Here is a 16,338-nt window from a genome sequence, read left to right on the forward strand (position 1 = left end):
TATTATATGTTAGATGTTATTACACTAAACTATACAACAAGGAGTTCCAACTTCTTTCCAAAAAAGAAGTAAAAATATCCTTGCCAAAAATAATTTGTGTGCAACATGTTGTTTTCGTTTGTTATAGCTAAAGTATAGATTAATTTTTAGAATCAAAATGTTTTTCAATATTTTTTTGATTTATCCGTTTTAGCTTAGAGTAAGCTGCTAAATTTTTATGTAGTTTTGGAATCCAAAAATTGTATGTATGTCTATTGTCGTTGAAAATATCACCAAAGTTTACGGAACACAGAAAGCACTGAACAATGTTTCTTTCCAGGTTAAAAAAGGAGAAATTGTTGGTTTTTTAGGTCCTAACGGCGCTGGAAAGTCAACAATGATGAAGATTTTAACCACCTATTTAAAAGCAAATTCCGGAACAGCCATCGTAAATGAATTTGACACTATAACATCTCCTCGATCTGTACAAAAAAGTGTCGGTTATCTGGCTGAACATAATCCGTTGTATCTAGATATGCATGTTCGTGAATATTTGGCGTTCAATGCCAGTGTGTATCGCGTAGCAAAATCAAGAATAAACGACGTGATTGAAATGACGGGATTAACTCCTGAATCACATAAAAAGATTGGCGCATTGTCCAAAGGATATCGCCAACGTGTTGGATTGGCCAATGCATTGCTACATGATCCAGAGGTTTTAATTTTGGACGAGCCTACTACTGGTCTCGATCCAAATCAATTGGTTGATATTCGAAACTTAATTACTTCTATTGGTCAGGAAAAAACTATTTTTCTTTCCACTCATATTATGCAAGAAGTAGAAGCTATTTGTGATCGTGTCATCATTATCAATAAAGGTGAAATTGTTGCTGATACTACTTTGGCAAAACTTCAAGAGAACCAATTACAAGTTATTGAAGTAGAATTTGATTATCGTATAGAAGATGTTTTGTTAAAGCAATTACCTCATGTTGTACAAGTTGTAAACACTCATGAATTGGTATATGAAATTACTTTTGATACAACCAAAGATATGCGTCCTACCGTTTTTGATTTTGCACACGATACTAATTTGAAAGCATTACAAATCAACCAAAAAAATAAGAATTTAGAAAGCATGTTTAGAGAACTAACTTCTTAAGTTTGGTTGTAATTACTTTTTAGTGTTTCCATTTTGGACATTTTGTAATTCTTCTTCTGAGTCTTTTGCAATTGTTTTCTATACTACATTTTCGCCCTATTGACAAGAACCCTTTTATCAATTGATTTTCCACATTTAAAGCTGCAATTTTTTCTTTGTTGATTTTTAATTCAGCTCTTAATTCCTTTTCGATTTCCATAATGTTTAATTTATATGTTACTCTACAAATAAATTAAACCTACTAATCATTTTATAGGGCTTAACCACCCTTTACATAAGGAGTAAAACACTTATTTTTAAGGAATTAATCTAAAAAAACCAACATCCCTGTATAGTGAGCCGTAAAATCGACTACAGACGGACGATTGTATGAAATTACATTTCCTGTACCATATATATCACCTCTTAGTTCAAGTTGAGGGTGAATAATGATATCATTGCTACTTCTTGAGGATATGACCACTGTTTCTACAATAAAATTTTCGGCTTCTACTCGCGCATTTCCTCCAGGAAAACTGATAATGAATTCATTTGAACTTCCAGAGATGAATAGATTAGATAAGTTATTGAATAGGATATTTACTTCTTGATTTTGTACTTGAAGATTAAAATTTCCAGAAGCGGCATTGTCATTGGTAAAATTTTCAGACACCAGTTTTAAGCTTGGAAACGTCAAAATACCATCTGAACGTACATCAAACTGTGTTTTACTAATAATTTCTGTAATGTTGGGAGAAGTCACATAAATAGTTGTATTTCCGTAGTCACGAACATAATTACAATTATTATTATCTGATAAGAATACTGTATCACCAACTACTTTTACTTCTATATCATTCATTAAATTTGCGCCCGTTTCAACTAAAATTTCTTGATTTGTCCCTTCTTTTACAATAAGATGAATTCCTTCATTTACTTCTATTTTTGAGAACTCATTTACACGAAATTCTTCCCTGATGAGACTTCCTGTCGTTTGGAAACAATCGGCAGCATCTTCAGAACTACACGAAATACAAAGTATGAGTACTATAAAATATATTTTTTTCATTGTTGTCACAATCTAATTCCAACTCCTAATTCTACTGCTTCCGCTTTTGCTGCATGTGATTTTAATGTAAGTGCTGCAAACCATTTTTTATTAAAGTAATGTTTCATTCCCACACGAATATAGGTTCTTCCCTCAAAATCAACAGGATAATATGCGTAGTACCCTACTTGTGTAATAACAGATAGTTTATTGATAAAGAGCTCATGCCCCACAAAAATTCCAATTCGTTTATAATCTTCATCTCCTTTCACGCTTTCATTAGGAAACGCAATAGATCGGTAACGAATCCATTCTTTTAAGAAATTGGAGAAAAAAACTTCTGTCCCTAACTGAATTGCACTTTTTCGTCCCAAACGTTTATCTGCATAAGCAGAGAGTATATAAAACCCATATTGACCGCTTCCTATAGCATCACTTTCATTAATTCCTGCACGAACAACGAGATTCAATTTGATAGGCTCGGCAAAGTTGGTTGTCACTTCTTGTTGTTGATAATCCAGCAAAGAAGTATCATTTAAATTATAGTTGACACCGACATTTACTGCCCAAGTATTGATACTTGTGTTTGGGGCTTTGATATTGGCATTCGAATAATGAATAAAAGAAAAACCTGCTTGTATACCTATTCGCTTAAAGAGATTTTCTTTTTTGTAATTAAGCATTACGTATGTACTACTCATGAATCGAGAACCAAAAGCAATGTTTCTAAAGTTTCTTTCCTTATGATAAGGATTGCTAGTGTGGGCAATTCCTTGTCCTATACGGAACATGAGATTGCGTTTTAAAAAGTAAAAATTATAATGTCCGTATAGTGCTATATTTTCGCCTAAATATTGATTTTGTAAGTTTTGGTAACTCATTGATATACCATAGTCAGGATAATTATAGAACTGAGACCAATTGTCATTTCCAAATGTTTTTTGATTATAGCTTATAATAAAACCTTCGGGATGTCCTGTGATAAGATGTAAAATATCACTATTATGCTCAAGTATTGTCCCTGTAAAATAATTGATATCAATCGTAGCTGCCTGATGCTGCAACGACTTTTTAAAAGTAGATTCTTGTGCAAGACCTATACAAGAACACAGGATAATAAAGAAAGTTACTTTTTTCATTCTAGCGGCAAATGTAGTTTTTTTTGCTTTCTCAACTACTTTTTTTTGAGGAATGACCTATTTCACACTATGTATTACATTTTTTTTATTCTTTTCGGATAGACTTTAGCAAAAATAGCTATTATTAAAATTTGCTTTAAAAATGCCCTTTTTAATGACAAATAAGGCAGTTTTCACCACTTTTTATAGTTTTTAGACAATTTTAACAGTTTTATCTTTTTTTATTAAAAGTAAGTTAAGTGCGGTAAAACCCTACTTATTAGATAAGCTAAATACTTAATTTTAAGTATAATCAAAAAATTATAAAACAATGAAAAAGAGAACATTAAAAAAGTTAAGATTAAAGAAATCAGCAATTGCAAAATTTTCGACCAAAGCACTTACGGGAGGTAATGGACAAAGTGACTTTGATGTGTATTGTATTTCAGTGAATTTTTGTGAAACCAAAGATTTTTCAAGATGTTTTGGGGAAGCAGAATGCCAAATTTATCAACCACATACCGAGAGATAAATAGAGAGATTACTTTTTTAGGATGTGAAAACTATATGCTTCTAGCTAGTTACAGCATCCTTTTGCCTATGGAAATGCGGAATCCTCCTATAATTATTTAATTTTCTAGTTTAATTGATTATTAGGTTAATAATTTTTAGACTCCTTTAAATTAAGAATCCTATTTATAGTTGGTTTCCGCATTTATTATTTCATATTACCTCTACGAGTAGATTTAAAATTTCTTAGACTCCATACTGCTGAATAAAATACATGAATGTATAATTTTGCTCTTCCTTAAATTTACACGACACAAAACCAAACATTACCTCACTGACAAACAACAACTTACAGCAATAACGTAGGAGAAGTATTGTAAAACCTTTACAGTCTACGCTATTTAATATGTAGATTTACAGTATCAAAATAATTTTAAGAAACTAAATAGTTTGCTATAGGGCTTATATTTTAGTACATCTATAAAAAGAGTGATCTTAAATTACTACCATACCCAATTTTTCAAATTGGAATCACTAAAAACTACTTCAGATGTGCAAAATTATAGTGAACTGATTTCTAAAATAATTCGATTTTATGTTTAGTTAGAAAAAGAGGAATTTAGGGTTTCCTCTTTTTTTATGTTAAATACAGACAAAGCATACTATCGGTATTGGAAAACCCACTCTTTTCGCATACTATTCTTTTTATATTTAAAATCAACTAAAACAATCTAATACCATGAAAAAAAGATCTTTTAAAAAGTTAAAACTGAAAAAGGCTTCTATTTCTACTTTGAACGAAAAATCACTGACAGGAGGCGCAATTACGAATACTCTTTTTTGCCAGTCTAACAACTTTTGTGAAACTATTGATTATACCCGATGCAGGGGCGAATTGAATTGTCAAATATATCCTTATCCAACAGATGGTACTTTTTAAAACAGTTTAGTAATCAATTAAATACCTAAATATACTCATGAAAAAAAAGTCCCTTAAAAAATTGAAGATTAACAAAGCCTCTATTTCTGCACTAGATGCTACAAATGTTAAAGGCGGATTTGGAGACTCAGTATACATCTGTGATTCTGTACAATTATGTGAAACAATCCATGTAACCAGATGTTATGGAAATTACAATTGTGGATTATTCGATGCAAATACCATAGAATGCTAATATTAAATTAAATACAACCATGAAAAAAAAGTCAATTGCAAAATTAAAATTAAACAGAGCTTCAGTTTCTAACTTGAATGCTAATGCTGTTAAAGGTGGATTTGGAGATTCAGTATATATTTGTGAATCTGTGAATTGGTGTGAAACCAGAGATTATACTCGATGCTATGGAAATAGAGTCTGTGGTATTTTCAACCCTAATGATTTATAGAAAAGAAAATATTAATATTCATAAAAAAGAGAGGAAAAAATCCTCTCTTTTTTGTTAAAAAACTTCTTTTGCGATTGCTTCAATATTACTAGAGCGTCCCATTGAATAATAATGTAAAATTGGCACGCCTGCTTCTACCAATTCTTTACTTTGGTTGATACACCATTCAATTCCAACTTGACGAACCGCCTTGTTATCCTTACATCCTACGACTTCCATAATTAAATCATCTGGAAGATCTACTTTAAAACGATGCGGAATCAAATTCAATTGTTTTCGAGTTGCAATAGGTTTCAGTCCTGGAATGATTGGTACCGTAATTCCTTCTTTCCTACACTTGTCAACAAAAGCAAAAAACTTCTTATTGTCAAAAAACATTTGTGTTACTATGTATGAAGCTCCTGCTTTGATTTTTTTCTTTAAAAAGTAAATATCTGAGTCCAAACTCGGAGCTTCCATGTGTTTTTCAGGATAGCCAGCCACTCCAATACAAAAATTGGTTTTGGAAGAGTTTTGTAATTCTTCGTCCAAATATTTTCCTTCATTCAAGTCCTGTATTTGACTTACCAATTCAGATGCATATCGATGCCCTTCTTTTTCAGGTTTAAAATAAATTTCACTTTTCACAGCATCACCACGCAATGCTACAACATTATCAATTCCTAAAAAGTCAAGATCAATTAAAAAGTTTTCGGTATCTTCTTTCGTGAATCCACCGCATAAAATGTGCGGAATAGCATCTACTTGATATTTATTTTGAATTGCTGCACAAATACCGACTGTTCCTGGTCGTTTTTTTACAACTTGTTTTTTTAACAATCCATTATCTAATTCCTTAAATGTATATTCTTCTCGGTGATAAGTTACATCTATGAACGGTGGTTTATGTTCCATTAGTGGATCGATATTATCAAAAATCGATTTGATATCTTGTCCTTTTAACGGAGGTAAAATTTCAAACGAAAAAAGTGTTTTTCCATTCGCCTGTGAAATATGATCTGTTACTTTCATGTTTTTCTTAGATGTTAGTACTGAGTATGAGTTGCGAGACTTGTGTACTCGGTTCTATTTATTTTTTAACTCGTTTGTTTTTTGTTTACTTATTAGGCGTTTCCTCTAGTAGTTGTATCCTAATTCTTTTTTGTATTTTATACTAAAACTTGATTCAACATTTTATGATAATACTCCTGCGCATTAATCTGCCAATACAGGATGCAGCCATTTTTGTGCCTTTTCGACACTAATTCCTTTTCGTTTCGCAAAATCTTCTACTTGATCTTTTGTAATTTTTCCTAATCCGAAGTACTTTGCTTCCTCATTGGCAAAATAATACCCTGAAACTGCTGCTGCTGGCCACATTGCTAAGCTTTCTGTTAACGAAACACCAATAACTTTTTCAACGTCCAATAATTCCCAAATAGTTTCTTTTTCTAAATGATCTGGACATGCAGGATACCCTGGCGCAGGGCGAATTCCTTTGTACTGTTCTTTGATTAGTTGTTCATTGTTTAATGCTTCATCTGCAATATAGCCCCAATGCTTAGTACGTACTTGTTCATGTAAGTATTCGGCAAAAGCTTCCGCAAAACGATCGGCAATGGCTTGTACCATAATGGCGTTGTAGTCATCTTGTTGTTCTTTGTACATATTAGCCAAAATATCTGCCCCAAAAATGGCAACACAAAAAGCACCCATATAATCTTTTCTTTTACTCTTTTTAGGTGCAATAAAATCTGCCAATGCTATGTTTGGAACTTCTTCCCGTTTTTCTAATTGTTGACGAAGCGTTCTGAATACGGCAATTTCTTTACCATTTTTCTGAATAGAAATATCATCATCATTGATAGTATTGGCTTCAAACAATCCGAAAATGGCTTTTGCTTTTAAGGATTGTTTTGCAATAACTTCATCAATCATTTTGGTAGCATCTTTATATAATTGGGAAGCTTGCTCTCCTACTAGCTCATCTTCGAGAATCGCAGGGAAACGACCATGCAAATCCCACGAACGAAAAAAAGGACTCCAATCAATATATGGCACCAATTCTTTCAAACTCAATTGCGTAAGTTTTTGAATTCCTAACTCTTTAGGTTTTACAATAGTTGCAGCTTCCCAATCAATTTTATATTTCTTTTTTCGTGCTTCCGTAAGAGATATGTACGATTTGTGCTTTTTACGTTTTAAGAATTTTTCTCGGAATTCGTCATAATCCTTTTTGAGCTGCTCCCGATATGTTTTAGATTTCTTTTTATTTAATAGATCGCCCACAACTGTAACTGCTCTTGAAGCGTCATTTACATGTACAACCGCATTTTTGTATTCTGGATCAATTTTTACTGCGGTATGTGCCTTTGATGTTGTTGCTCCTCCAATCAATAAAGGAATCTCAAGATTTTGACGTTCCATTTCTTTTGCCAAATACACCATTTCATCTAGAGAAGGCGTGATAAGTCCTGACAATCCAATTATATCAACATTTTCTGCTTTTGCCGTTTCGATTATCTTTTCAGGTGGCACCATGACACCTAAATCAACAATTTCGTAGTTATTACAGCCTAATACAACACTTACAATATTTTTTCCAATATCATGAACGTCACCTTTCACAGTAGCCATCAGTACTTTTCCTATTGCTTGTTGTTGTTCACCTTTTTCTGCTTCAATGAATGGTTGCAAATACGCTACTGCTTTTTTCATCACACGAGCAGATTTTACTACTTGTGGCAAGAACATTTTACCAGAACCAAACAAATCACCTACAACATTCATTCCTGTCATGAGTTGTCCTTCTATGACTTCTATTGGTTTTTTGGCTAGTTGACGGGCTTCTTCCACATCTTCAATGATATATGCGTCAATTCCTTTGACAAGCGAATGTGTGATTCGTTCTTGCAATTCATAACTGCGCCATTCTTGTACCGTTTCTACATCTGTTTTTTTAGTGTCTTTGTACGATTCTGCCAAGTCCAACAATCGTTCCGTTGCATCATCACGACGGTCAAGAATAACATCTTCTACGTGATCTAGTAGGTCTTTAGGAATGTCGTCATACACTTCTAACATTGTAGGGTTTACGATTCCCATGTTCATTCCTGCTTGAATGGCGTGATACAGAAATACCGAATGCATGGCTTCACGCACCACATTGTTTCCACGGAATGAAAATGACACATTACTCACACCACCACTCACACTTACGTTTGGGTATTTTTGGCGTGTCCAACGGGTTGCTTCAATAAAATCGATTGCATTTTTACGATGCTCTTCCATTCCTGTAGCAACGGGGAATATATTTAAGTCGAAAATGATATCTTCTTCAGGAAAACCAACCTTGTTTACTAATACATCGTAGGAACGTGCAACAATTTCCAAACGACGTTCGTAATTATCAGCTTGTCCAACTTCATCGAATGCCATTACGATTACTGCGGCTCCATATCGTTTGATTTGTGTTGCTTCCCAAATAAATTTTTCTTCTCCTTCTTTCAATGAAATCGAATTGACCACACATTTTCCTTGTACAACTTGCAATCCTGCTTCAATAATCTCCCATTTAGAGCTATCAATCATAATTGGCACACGACAAATATCAGGTTCAGCTGCAATAAGATTAAGGAATTTGACCATGGCTTCTTTTCCATCAATCAATCCGTCGTCCATATTGATATCTATAATCTGTGCACCGCCATCTACCTGGTGTCGAGCAATTGCAAGTGCTTCATCATATTTTTCTTCTTTGATGAGTCGTAAAAACTTTCTAGACCCTGCTACATTGGTACGTTCTCCTACATTGATGAAGTTGCTATTTTCGTTGAGAACCAAGGGTTCTAATCCTGAAAGTCGCATGAATTTTGTTTGTCTATTTTTCATAATTTAATTCTTCTTTTTTATGTTCATTTTCTTTGTTTGTTTAAAGAAAACACACTAAAAGAAAGGATGCTTTTACAAGATTTTTTTCGCTTATTCTGTGTACTAAAGTTGTTTTCATGTTTTTAGTTAATTAGTAGTCAAAAAACAACTAGCAACTAATCATTAATTTTCTCGGTTTGTATTTTGCAGCTACTTCTGCAATAGCTTTGATGTGCGCTGGTGTGGTACCACAACAACCTCCAATGATATTGATTAAGTTCTTTTTGAGATATTCTTCAATTTGAGCCGCCATTTCAGTTGGTGATTCGTCATATTCTCCAAAAGCATTAGGCAGTCCCGCATTTGGATGTGCAGAGATTGCAAAGTCTGTTTTGTTGGCAATTGCTTCTAAGTGCGGTTGTAATAAATTAGCTCCAAGTGCACAATTGAATCCAACGGAAAGTAATGGAATATGAGATACAGAAATTAGAAATGCTTCTGCAGTTTGTCCTGAAAGTGTACGTCCACTAGCATCAGTAATGGTTCCGCTGAGCATCACTGGAATATTAATATTACGCGCTGCCTTTACTTCTTCAATTGCAAACAACGCTGCTTTTGCATTAAGTGTATCAAAAACCGTTTCTACCAACAAAATATCTACACCGCCATCAAGTAACGCCTCTACTTGTTGCTTATACGCAATGCGTAGTTCATCAAAAGTAATAGCGCGATATCCAGGATCATTCACGTCTGGAGACATGCTAGCCGTTTTATTGGTTGGTCCAATAGAACCTGCAACAAATCGTGGTTTGTGAGGTTCTTTTTTGGTAAACTCATCGGCTACTTCTTTGGCAATTTTAGCAGATTCAAAGTTTAATTCATATACTAAATTTTCCATTTGGTAATCTGCCATCGCAATGGTTGTACCCGAAAAAGTATTCGTTTCAACTATGTCTGCACCTGCTTCAAAATACTTGGCATGAACTTCTTTGATTGCTTGTGGCTGTGTAATTGATAGCAAGTCATTATTCCCTTGTAAAGGCACAGGAAAATCTTTGAATCGTTCTCCGCGAAAGTCAGCTTCTGTAAATTTGTATGCTTGTAGCATGGTTCCCATAGCGCCGTCTAAAACCAGAATTCGCTTTTCTATTTCGTTCCAGATATTTTTCATTTTTTATTTTTTGTTTATATCTCTTCTGTGAGATTTTCATTTTCATGAGATATTTACTTAGAAATTTGCGTTAAGGATAGAGGCAACTGCGCTCAGCGCAAGTATTGTTGAAGCTTTTTGTATGATGAAACTTTATTTGTACTGAGTTTAGTTACGCAGTAGTTACAAAAACCAAATCATACAAAAGCGACTGCCGAAAGCCTGACCCGTTAGGGTAACGCCCAAGTTAAGTTATCAAAAAAGTATAAGGAAATGTGGTAGATTTCTTTTTGTTATCTATCTGCTTTTGCAGTAGAATGTAGCACCTTCTTTAAGTATAAAGGGTTGCTAAGGCTTCACCGGGTCTATTCCCTCTGCCTTTCTTGATAACGACAATAAATTCATGAACTATTTGTTGCAAATTAACGGTATAGCCGATGAAGATGCAAATTTTTGAAATGATTTTTTATTATTTTAAAGTTGCATCACAAAAATTCTTTATTAAGTTTTTGAAAATAATAGTGAGTGTTGTAAATAGTAAACGATTAGTTTTTAAGTTTGAGCTCTACCGAAGGCTTGAGTTGATAAAAGAACGTAACGTTTGGCGCATCAAGAGGATAAGCTATTTCCATTTCAAGTGGAATACTTAGTGAGGATTCATTACGAGTTAACCAAATATCATTATTGATATGAACTTTTGTATCAACAATCATTGTATGATATCGTTGGTTTCCTTCTAGATTGATTGTGATGGGTTCAAATGATTCTGGTAAAGGCTTGTTTCCATCACTTTGTTGTACAGCTTCACGAACATTCAATATTGTTGCTACTTCTTTTTCCTGACGTGTTTTTTCTGTTTCTTTTTGAGGGAATGTAAGGCTCGCTTGCACAATAACATTGTTAGGAATTATAGAACAATCCTTTGAGAGTTGGGGAAGCATATTCCATAGTATTGGCACGTAAGATTCTCGGTACAATAATGCATCTAGCGTTTCACTAAATAGGATATGATATTTTTTTGCTTCAGGAATTTGAAAGGTAACAGCATCTGCTGTGTAATAATTTTTTACATAGGCAGTAAGTTCCATTTTTTCAATTAACGTCTTTGCCATGTTTATGGAAGCAGCGTTAATTTCAAGTAATGAAAATTGAACTTCTGAAGCGTCAAATAGAGGAGCTACCAAAGTTAAAAAAGGAGCATATGGTCCGCAACCTGCATAGAATATGTGAATAGTTTCATTTGGATACTGTTGTTGTTTTTCTTGAATGAGCGTTACCATTCCTTTTAGCAATTTGGCAGTACGATGATAATCAATTAAACATGCTGCTGCATGATTGAGAGATAAAGCCATACCGCTTGCTGTTGGAACAGCAGCTACATGTTGAATTCCATCTAAACTTTCAATATTTGTATGTTCCAAAAAGTGTTTGTGAATTGTATCGACCGTATCTTTTATTTGGTTATAATGTTCTGTGTTATTAAGTAAGGTGGTTGAAAGTTCCTTGATGGTATTGCGTAACATTGATATGATTGTTTTGTATAAAAGTAAGTGAACCTTTTTGAATTCGCAACCCGTATTTCCCTGTGTTTTTTATATTGTAGAATTTTCTGAAAAGAATTTGATGAGTTAAAAAAGCACGTTAATGAAACAGGTTCACTAACGTGCTTTTTTTGGGAAATATATCCTTTATTTTTAATAAATAATTTTTTGAATTTTTTGTTTGCCATTTTTCAAAATTACTTTGACAATGAGGGTACTCGTTGTATGTTTCAAACTTGTTATATTGTAGATTTCCTCATTGATATTTTTACGATCAAGTAGACGTTTTCCTACTATATCGTATATCGTAATTTCATCAATTTTGCTATTGTAAGAATGTACTCTTATTTTATCTTTATTTGTAGTAATGACAACACCTACATTTTCATTAAATTCATCAAGATCGAGCGTACCATTATTATTATCTGCGATATACTTTAATACAAAACGATCGTCATAGTTTCCGCTTTCAGAGAAAAAACTATATGGTGAAAGACGAAGATCATGAGTTGTACTTGTATATAAATCTTCTAAATATATTCCTTGAGATGTATTTAGAAATACACCATCTAAAGCATTGATTGCAATTGTATAATTTCCATTGTGTGCAATTTTTACTCCTAAAGGAACTTGATCTGTATCTTGAAATGGTAATGCTTTTCCTTGAATAATTACACTTTCATCTGCTATTAATGAATAAATATGCGTAGGTGAATTACTGAGGTTATTTCCATCATACAAAGCATCTTTTGCATTGGTAGCCCCAGTTACATATCCTATTAAAGTAGAAGCAGCTTTATTATTTGAAGTAATTATATCTAACCATATTCGATGTTTTTCAATCGTATTTGTACTTTCTGTTTCCGTTTCTGCCCCATTTTCAAATTGTCCTATATTTGAGTGACCTTGTCTATAAAATTGATTGTTTGTATAAGCAACTCCACGCATGGAATTATTGAATTGAACTGTTGTAGACGCAGGTGCTGCATCATCTACAAAGACAAAAAATCCTTGTCCGGCAGCAATATTACCGTTAAATCCTATCGGATTAGATCCTGTGCTATTGTATTGAATGTAATCGTTTTCGTTGTAGTTATACGCATAATTACTGTAAAATGGATCACTGTAAGCATCGCTTGGAGTACTTAAATGGCGCCACAAATATACTGTTCCGGAAATCGTTCCTGTGTTTGCTGTTATAAAAGCATCTGCCGAAATAGCGGAAGGATAAGGATTTCCTATTAAGTTCCAATTATCATCTTCTGCAGTCGCATTGGTTCCTCCTGCCCCAGGATAGTCTACTCCTGTGTAAGTTCCTCTGCTTACAGTTGTATGAATGATACCATTGCTTGGACGCCCAGTAAATTCAGCCGTATTGGCTACACTTGTTCCCGATATTCCTCGTACAATGTACCCATTTCCAATACCCATATTACCAGAAGCATTTTCCCATTGTCCATAATTACCGATACCGTTTCCAGCAACTGATGGATTCCATCGAAATATTAACCCTGGGGAAGTTCCTGGAGAAATACTTCCTACATTAAACCCTTCTACAGGTGAAGACCAGTAGATATAATCGGATGGATTGACTCCTGAAGGGGTTCTATCCATAATGATTTCTCCTGTGTTGTTATTTGTTGCGACATCTGTTATTTGTATCAAGTTAGCACCTTCTCTTACATGAAGTGTTCCGCCAGCTTCTACAGTAATCCAATCGGTAACTGTAATTGACCAACCTGGCTCTATTTCAAGATACCCTCCATTTTTTATGGTAATATTTTTGGCTACTCCATTTGCGGAAGCTCTTGTGTCTACTGGCATTCCAGTATCTTTTATAATTACACAATCTTCTGAGGTTGGCACTAGATTTTGAGCCCAGTTAGAGGCGACTCCCCAAGCATCTAAGGTGTTTTCGAATATTCGTGTTTTGTTTGTGATTTCAAAATCATAACTTACTGCTCCACAGCCATTCGCAAAGTTGGCATTAATTGTAAAGGAGTAAAATGGCACATTAAGTTGAGCTAATGTTGGCATAGCAAATACCTTTGCATAACTTCCAGAAACATATGCTGTATCGCCAATTCCATCACCTGTGGTGTCAATGAACAAATCTACAACTCCTGAAGGTGTCGTTGTCCAATCTACAGCAGTAACATCTTTGTCTCCAAATAATTTTACATTATCTACTGCAATACCATCTGACCAAAGCGCATAGAATCGAATACGCACACTTACTGTTGGCTCATTTATATAAGCAGATAAATCATATGAAAGATTTTGAAATTTTGTTCCTATACCCACATCTGCTATAATATCAGAAGTAACAGCTGTCCACGTGCTACCATCTGTTGAAACTTCTACTGTAAAATAATCATCTGCTCCACCAACACCATCTTGTAAATAGTGAGAATAGTAACAATCAAAACTTAATGTGAGGTTTACATAATCAGTCGTATCGTAGGAACTTGTTGATTGCAATGCGTTGTGTGTTATATAGGAGTTTCCTGAGCCATCTGCACCAACATCTGAGTTGCTAATAACAAAGTGATCCGTTCCAAATCCTGAGGAAATTGCAGGAAACCATACTTCTTCTGACGGAACAAAAGTACTTACTTGATTTTGCCAAGCTGTTCGAGCATTTGTCGTTGCTCCATTGTCTATAATGAATACATTTGAGAAAGCGCCTAATCCTCCTGATTCAAAATCTTCATCAATTAAATAGACATCTTCTACATCACCCGTTGCTGATATTTCAAGCATATCATTTTCTCCACAAACAACTCTATCGGATGCATCTGGTGTTACTGTTAGTATTGGTGTTGGATTAAATTTTGCAGTTATAGGTTCTCGCACCCAAGATTCGCATACACCGTTCCAAACTGTCACGTAGTAGGTAGTTGTTGTTGATATTGATGGAGTTGTCCAATTACCAGTAATAGTTTCCGCCAGCATAGTTCCACCTGTTTCAGCATCGTACCATCTAAATCGCTGAAAACCCGTAACCGTTGATGTTGCTGATAATGCTACTGTTCCAGCTCCGCACGTTTCTCCTTCAGTAATTGTATCAATCAACGCATCACAGTAAGGCTCAACAGTAAATAAATAATCTTCTGCTTCGCCGTAACGATTAATTGTACTTCCTGTATTGGTAAAGTTTTCACATGGTGTATAATCGTATGTAGTAGTGTAATCTCCAATAGAATAATTATATCCTGAATAATTGCGAATTCTCAACCTGTAATCGCCTGCAGCAGTTCCTAAAGGAATAACAAACCCAAATGTTGTTGTCGTAGTTCCGATTCCATTAGTGTCATAAACTTTTTCAGTAGATTCATCAAATACATCATCTCCATTCCAATCTACCCAAGCTTTCCATCTACATCTAAAGTTTGCTTCCACATATACATTTACTCCTTCTCCTTCTACTTGACGTGATAAAGTAGCCAAGCCAGTATGATCTTGAAACCCTGTACTGTAACTAGTTCCTGAATTGACAACATCTTCTAAAGTTCCAAGAAAAGCTACCTCATCAATATAAAGTGTACTAGGAGTATCTGTGGTTGGCTGACAAGGTCCTACTACCGGAATTGGTGTTGTAACACAAATGTCAAAAGTTCCTTGATTTGTTGCATTTCCATAACTGTATACGCGAACGTAATAAGTAGTACCTATAGACAAGCCAGTTGCATTGATTACTTCTGCGGAACTTCCTGTTGTAAGATCGGCACATGCAATATTGGTACCATTACACGTTCCAGATCGTAAATCAACAACTGCATCATTCAGAGTTCCTGGAGTAACCGTAATGGTGTGAGATGTAGAAGTTGCTGTAAAACTATACCAAACATCGTCATCAGCATTTCCTGTAAAACCTCCACAGCTAATTGCAGATATACTTTGTGAAGCATTTACTGTTGTTCCTGAAGTACTCGTTGTACATGTAATTCCTGAATTGACAGTTAGTGTTGTGGCTGTAGCACAGGTATCATTTGCTGGTGCTGGATTTGACATTAATGTTACAACAATATCTCCATTAAGATTATTTGTTGTCGCACAATTATATCTGTTTAGATGAATTCGATAGTTTCCTGTAGTTGCAGGCGTAAAATCTATAGAAGCAGCAGTACCCGCACATGCAGGTCCGTTATCATCATTAAAAGCTACAGTAGTACCTGCTGCATTTCGAATGGTCATTTGTGTATCGAAGCCTGAACCACAGTTTGAAATTCTGTATGTGGCACCTGCAATCATATTAGTGACTAGAAAATTTCGTCTACCTCCTTGATTGGCTGGTGGTGTACAAGTAACTGAATTTCCAATTACTGTTGGCGCTGCACTTGAGCATGCATTTGTATTAATTCCTGCGCATTGTGCAGTTGCATTTGTGTATGTAAAAAAAATGACGAATAATATCGACCAATGGGAAAATCTCATGGCTATTTAGGGTTAGGGCTTTAAAATCAGTTAAAAGTAGAAAAATTATCTTTTCGTTCATCCTTGCAATACTGCATTTCATCTTTGATTTTAAACCTTTTACCGAAACAGAAAGCGCCTATCACCTTATAAAAGCGCATTATATTCACTTAAAAATAAGCAACTTGCATTTTTTAACA

General features: G+C 34.5%; 13 protein-coding genes and 1 riboswitch. Of the genes, 5 read left to right on the forward strand and 8 right to left on the reverse strand.

All coding sequences use genetic code 11. The features are described from left to right. Nucleotides 1-247: 247 nt before the first annotated feature. Nucleotides 248-1,141: a gliding motility-associated ABC transporter ATP-binding subunit GldA gene (gene gldA, locus AA088_RS04515; protein WP_046743761.1), complete on the forward strand. Its 894-nt coding sequence runs from the start codon at nucleotides 248-250 to the stop codon at nucleotides 1,139-1,141. Between the two features lie 19 nt (nucleotides 1,142-1,160). Here the strand turns inward: gldA and AA088_RS04520 are convergent, their stop codons facing one another. From AA088_RS04520 to AA088_RS04530, 3 genes are all read right to left on the reverse strand, one after another. Continuing rightward, nucleotides 1,161-1,340 carry a hypothetical protein gene (locus tag AA088_RS04520; protein ID WP_046743762.1) on the reverse strand — a complete coding sequence of 60 codons (180 nt, stop codon included), beginning with the start codon at nucleotides 1,338-1,340 and terminating at the stop codon, nucleotides 1,161-1,163. A gap of 105 nt (nucleotides 1,341-1,445) precedes the next feature. Then, a complete protein-coding gene (locus tag AA088_RS04525; protein WP_046743763.1) occupies nucleotides 1,446-2,189 on the reverse strand; it encodes a head GIN domain-containing protein in 744 nt (247 codons plus the stop codon). Between the two features lie 5 nt (nucleotides 2,190-2,194). After that, a complete protein-coding gene (locus tag AA088_RS04530; protein ID WP_046743764.1) occupies nucleotides 2,195-3,307 on the reverse strand; it encodes an acyloxyacyl hydrolase in 1,113 nt (370 codons plus the stop codon). A 310-nt stretch (nucleotides 3,308-3,617) separates the two neighbouring features. On the opposite strand from AA088_RS04530, the gene AA088_RS04535 reads away from it, so the two are divergent. The 4 genes from AA088_RS04535 (at nucleotide 3,618) to AA088_RS04545 (ending at nucleotide 5,182) form a co-directional block, all read left to right on the forward strand. Then, a complete protein-coding gene (locus tag AA088_RS04535; RefSeq protein ID WP_046743765.1) occupies nucleotides 3,618-3,818 on the forward strand; it encodes a hypothetical protein in 201 nt (66 codons plus the stop codon). A gap of 717 nt (nucleotides 3,819-4,535) precedes the next feature. Beyond that, the gene (locus AA088_RS17930; protein ID WP_082106560.1) at nucleotides 4,536-4,736 is read left to right on the forward strand and encodes a hypothetical protein; all 201 of its coding nucleotides are present in this window, start codon (nucleotides 4,536-4,538) and stop codon (nucleotides 4,734-4,736) included. A gap of 37 nt (nucleotides 4,737-4,773) precedes the next feature. After that, the gene (locus tag AA088_RS04540) at nucleotides 4,774-4,971 is read left to right on the forward strand and encodes a hypothetical protein (RefSeq protein ID WP_046743766.1); all 198 of its coding nucleotides are present in this window, start codon (nucleotides 4,774-4,776) and stop codon (nucleotides 4,969-4,971) included. A 19-nt stretch (nucleotides 4,972-4,990) separates the two neighbouring features. Beyond that, nucleotides 4,991-5,182, forward strand: coding sequence for a hypothetical protein (locus tag AA088_RS04545; protein ID WP_046743767.1), 192 nt, complete (start codon nucleotides 4,991-4,993; stop codon nucleotides 5,180-5,182). 54 nt (nucleotides 5,183-5,236) lie between these two features. Here AA088_RS04545 and metF read toward each other — a convergent pair whose 3' ends face one another. From metF to AA088_RS04570, 5 genes are all read right to left on the reverse strand, one after another. Continuing rightward, nucleotides 5,237-6,193: a methylenetetrahydrofolate reductase [NAD(P)H] gene (gene metF, locus AA088_RS04550; protein ID WP_046743768.1), complete on the reverse strand. Its 957-nt coding sequence runs from the start codon at nucleotides 6,191-6,193 to the stop codon at nucleotides 5,237-5,239. A gap of 183 nt (nucleotides 6,194-6,376) precedes the next feature. Further along, complete coding sequence (gene metH / locus AA088_RS04555) at nucleotides 6,377-9,052, reverse strand: methionine synthase (RefSeq protein ID WP_082106562.1); 2,676 nt, start codon at nucleotides 9,050-9,052, stop codon at nucleotides 6,377-6,379. Between the two features lie 148 nt (nucleotides 9,053-9,200). Beyond that, nucleotides 9,201-10,202, reverse strand: a complete 1,002-nt coding sequence (locus AA088_RS04560) for a homocysteine S-methyltransferase family protein (protein ID WP_046743770.1) — start codon at nucleotides 10,200-10,202, stop codon at nucleotides 9,201-9,203. Nucleotides 10,203-10,471: 269 nt separating this feature from the next. Beyond that, nucleotides 10,472-10,574, reverse strand: a riboswitch (SAM riboswitch). A 152-nt stretch (nucleotides 10,575-10,726) separates the two neighbouring features. Beyond that, entirely contained in the window at nucleotides 10,727-11,704 is a 978-nt protein-coding gene (locus tag AA088_RS04565; RefSeq protein ID WP_046743771.1) for an SAM-dependent methyltransferase, read from the reverse strand. 171 nt (nucleotides 11,705-11,875) lie between these two features. Next, nucleotides 11,876-16,159 (reverse strand): GEVED domain-containing protein, encoded by a 4,284-nt coding sequence (locus AA088_RS04570; RefSeq protein ID WP_156168406.1) that lies wholly within the window; start codon nucleotides 16,157-16,159, stop codon nucleotides 11,876-11,878. Nucleotides 16,160-16,338 lie beyond the last annotated feature (179 nt).

It is taken from the genome of Kordia zhangzhouensis, assembly GCF_001005305.1.
GTDB classification, from domain to species: Bacteria; Bacteroidota; Bacteroidia; order Flavobacteriales; family Flavobacteriaceae; genus Kordia; species Kordia zhangzhouensis.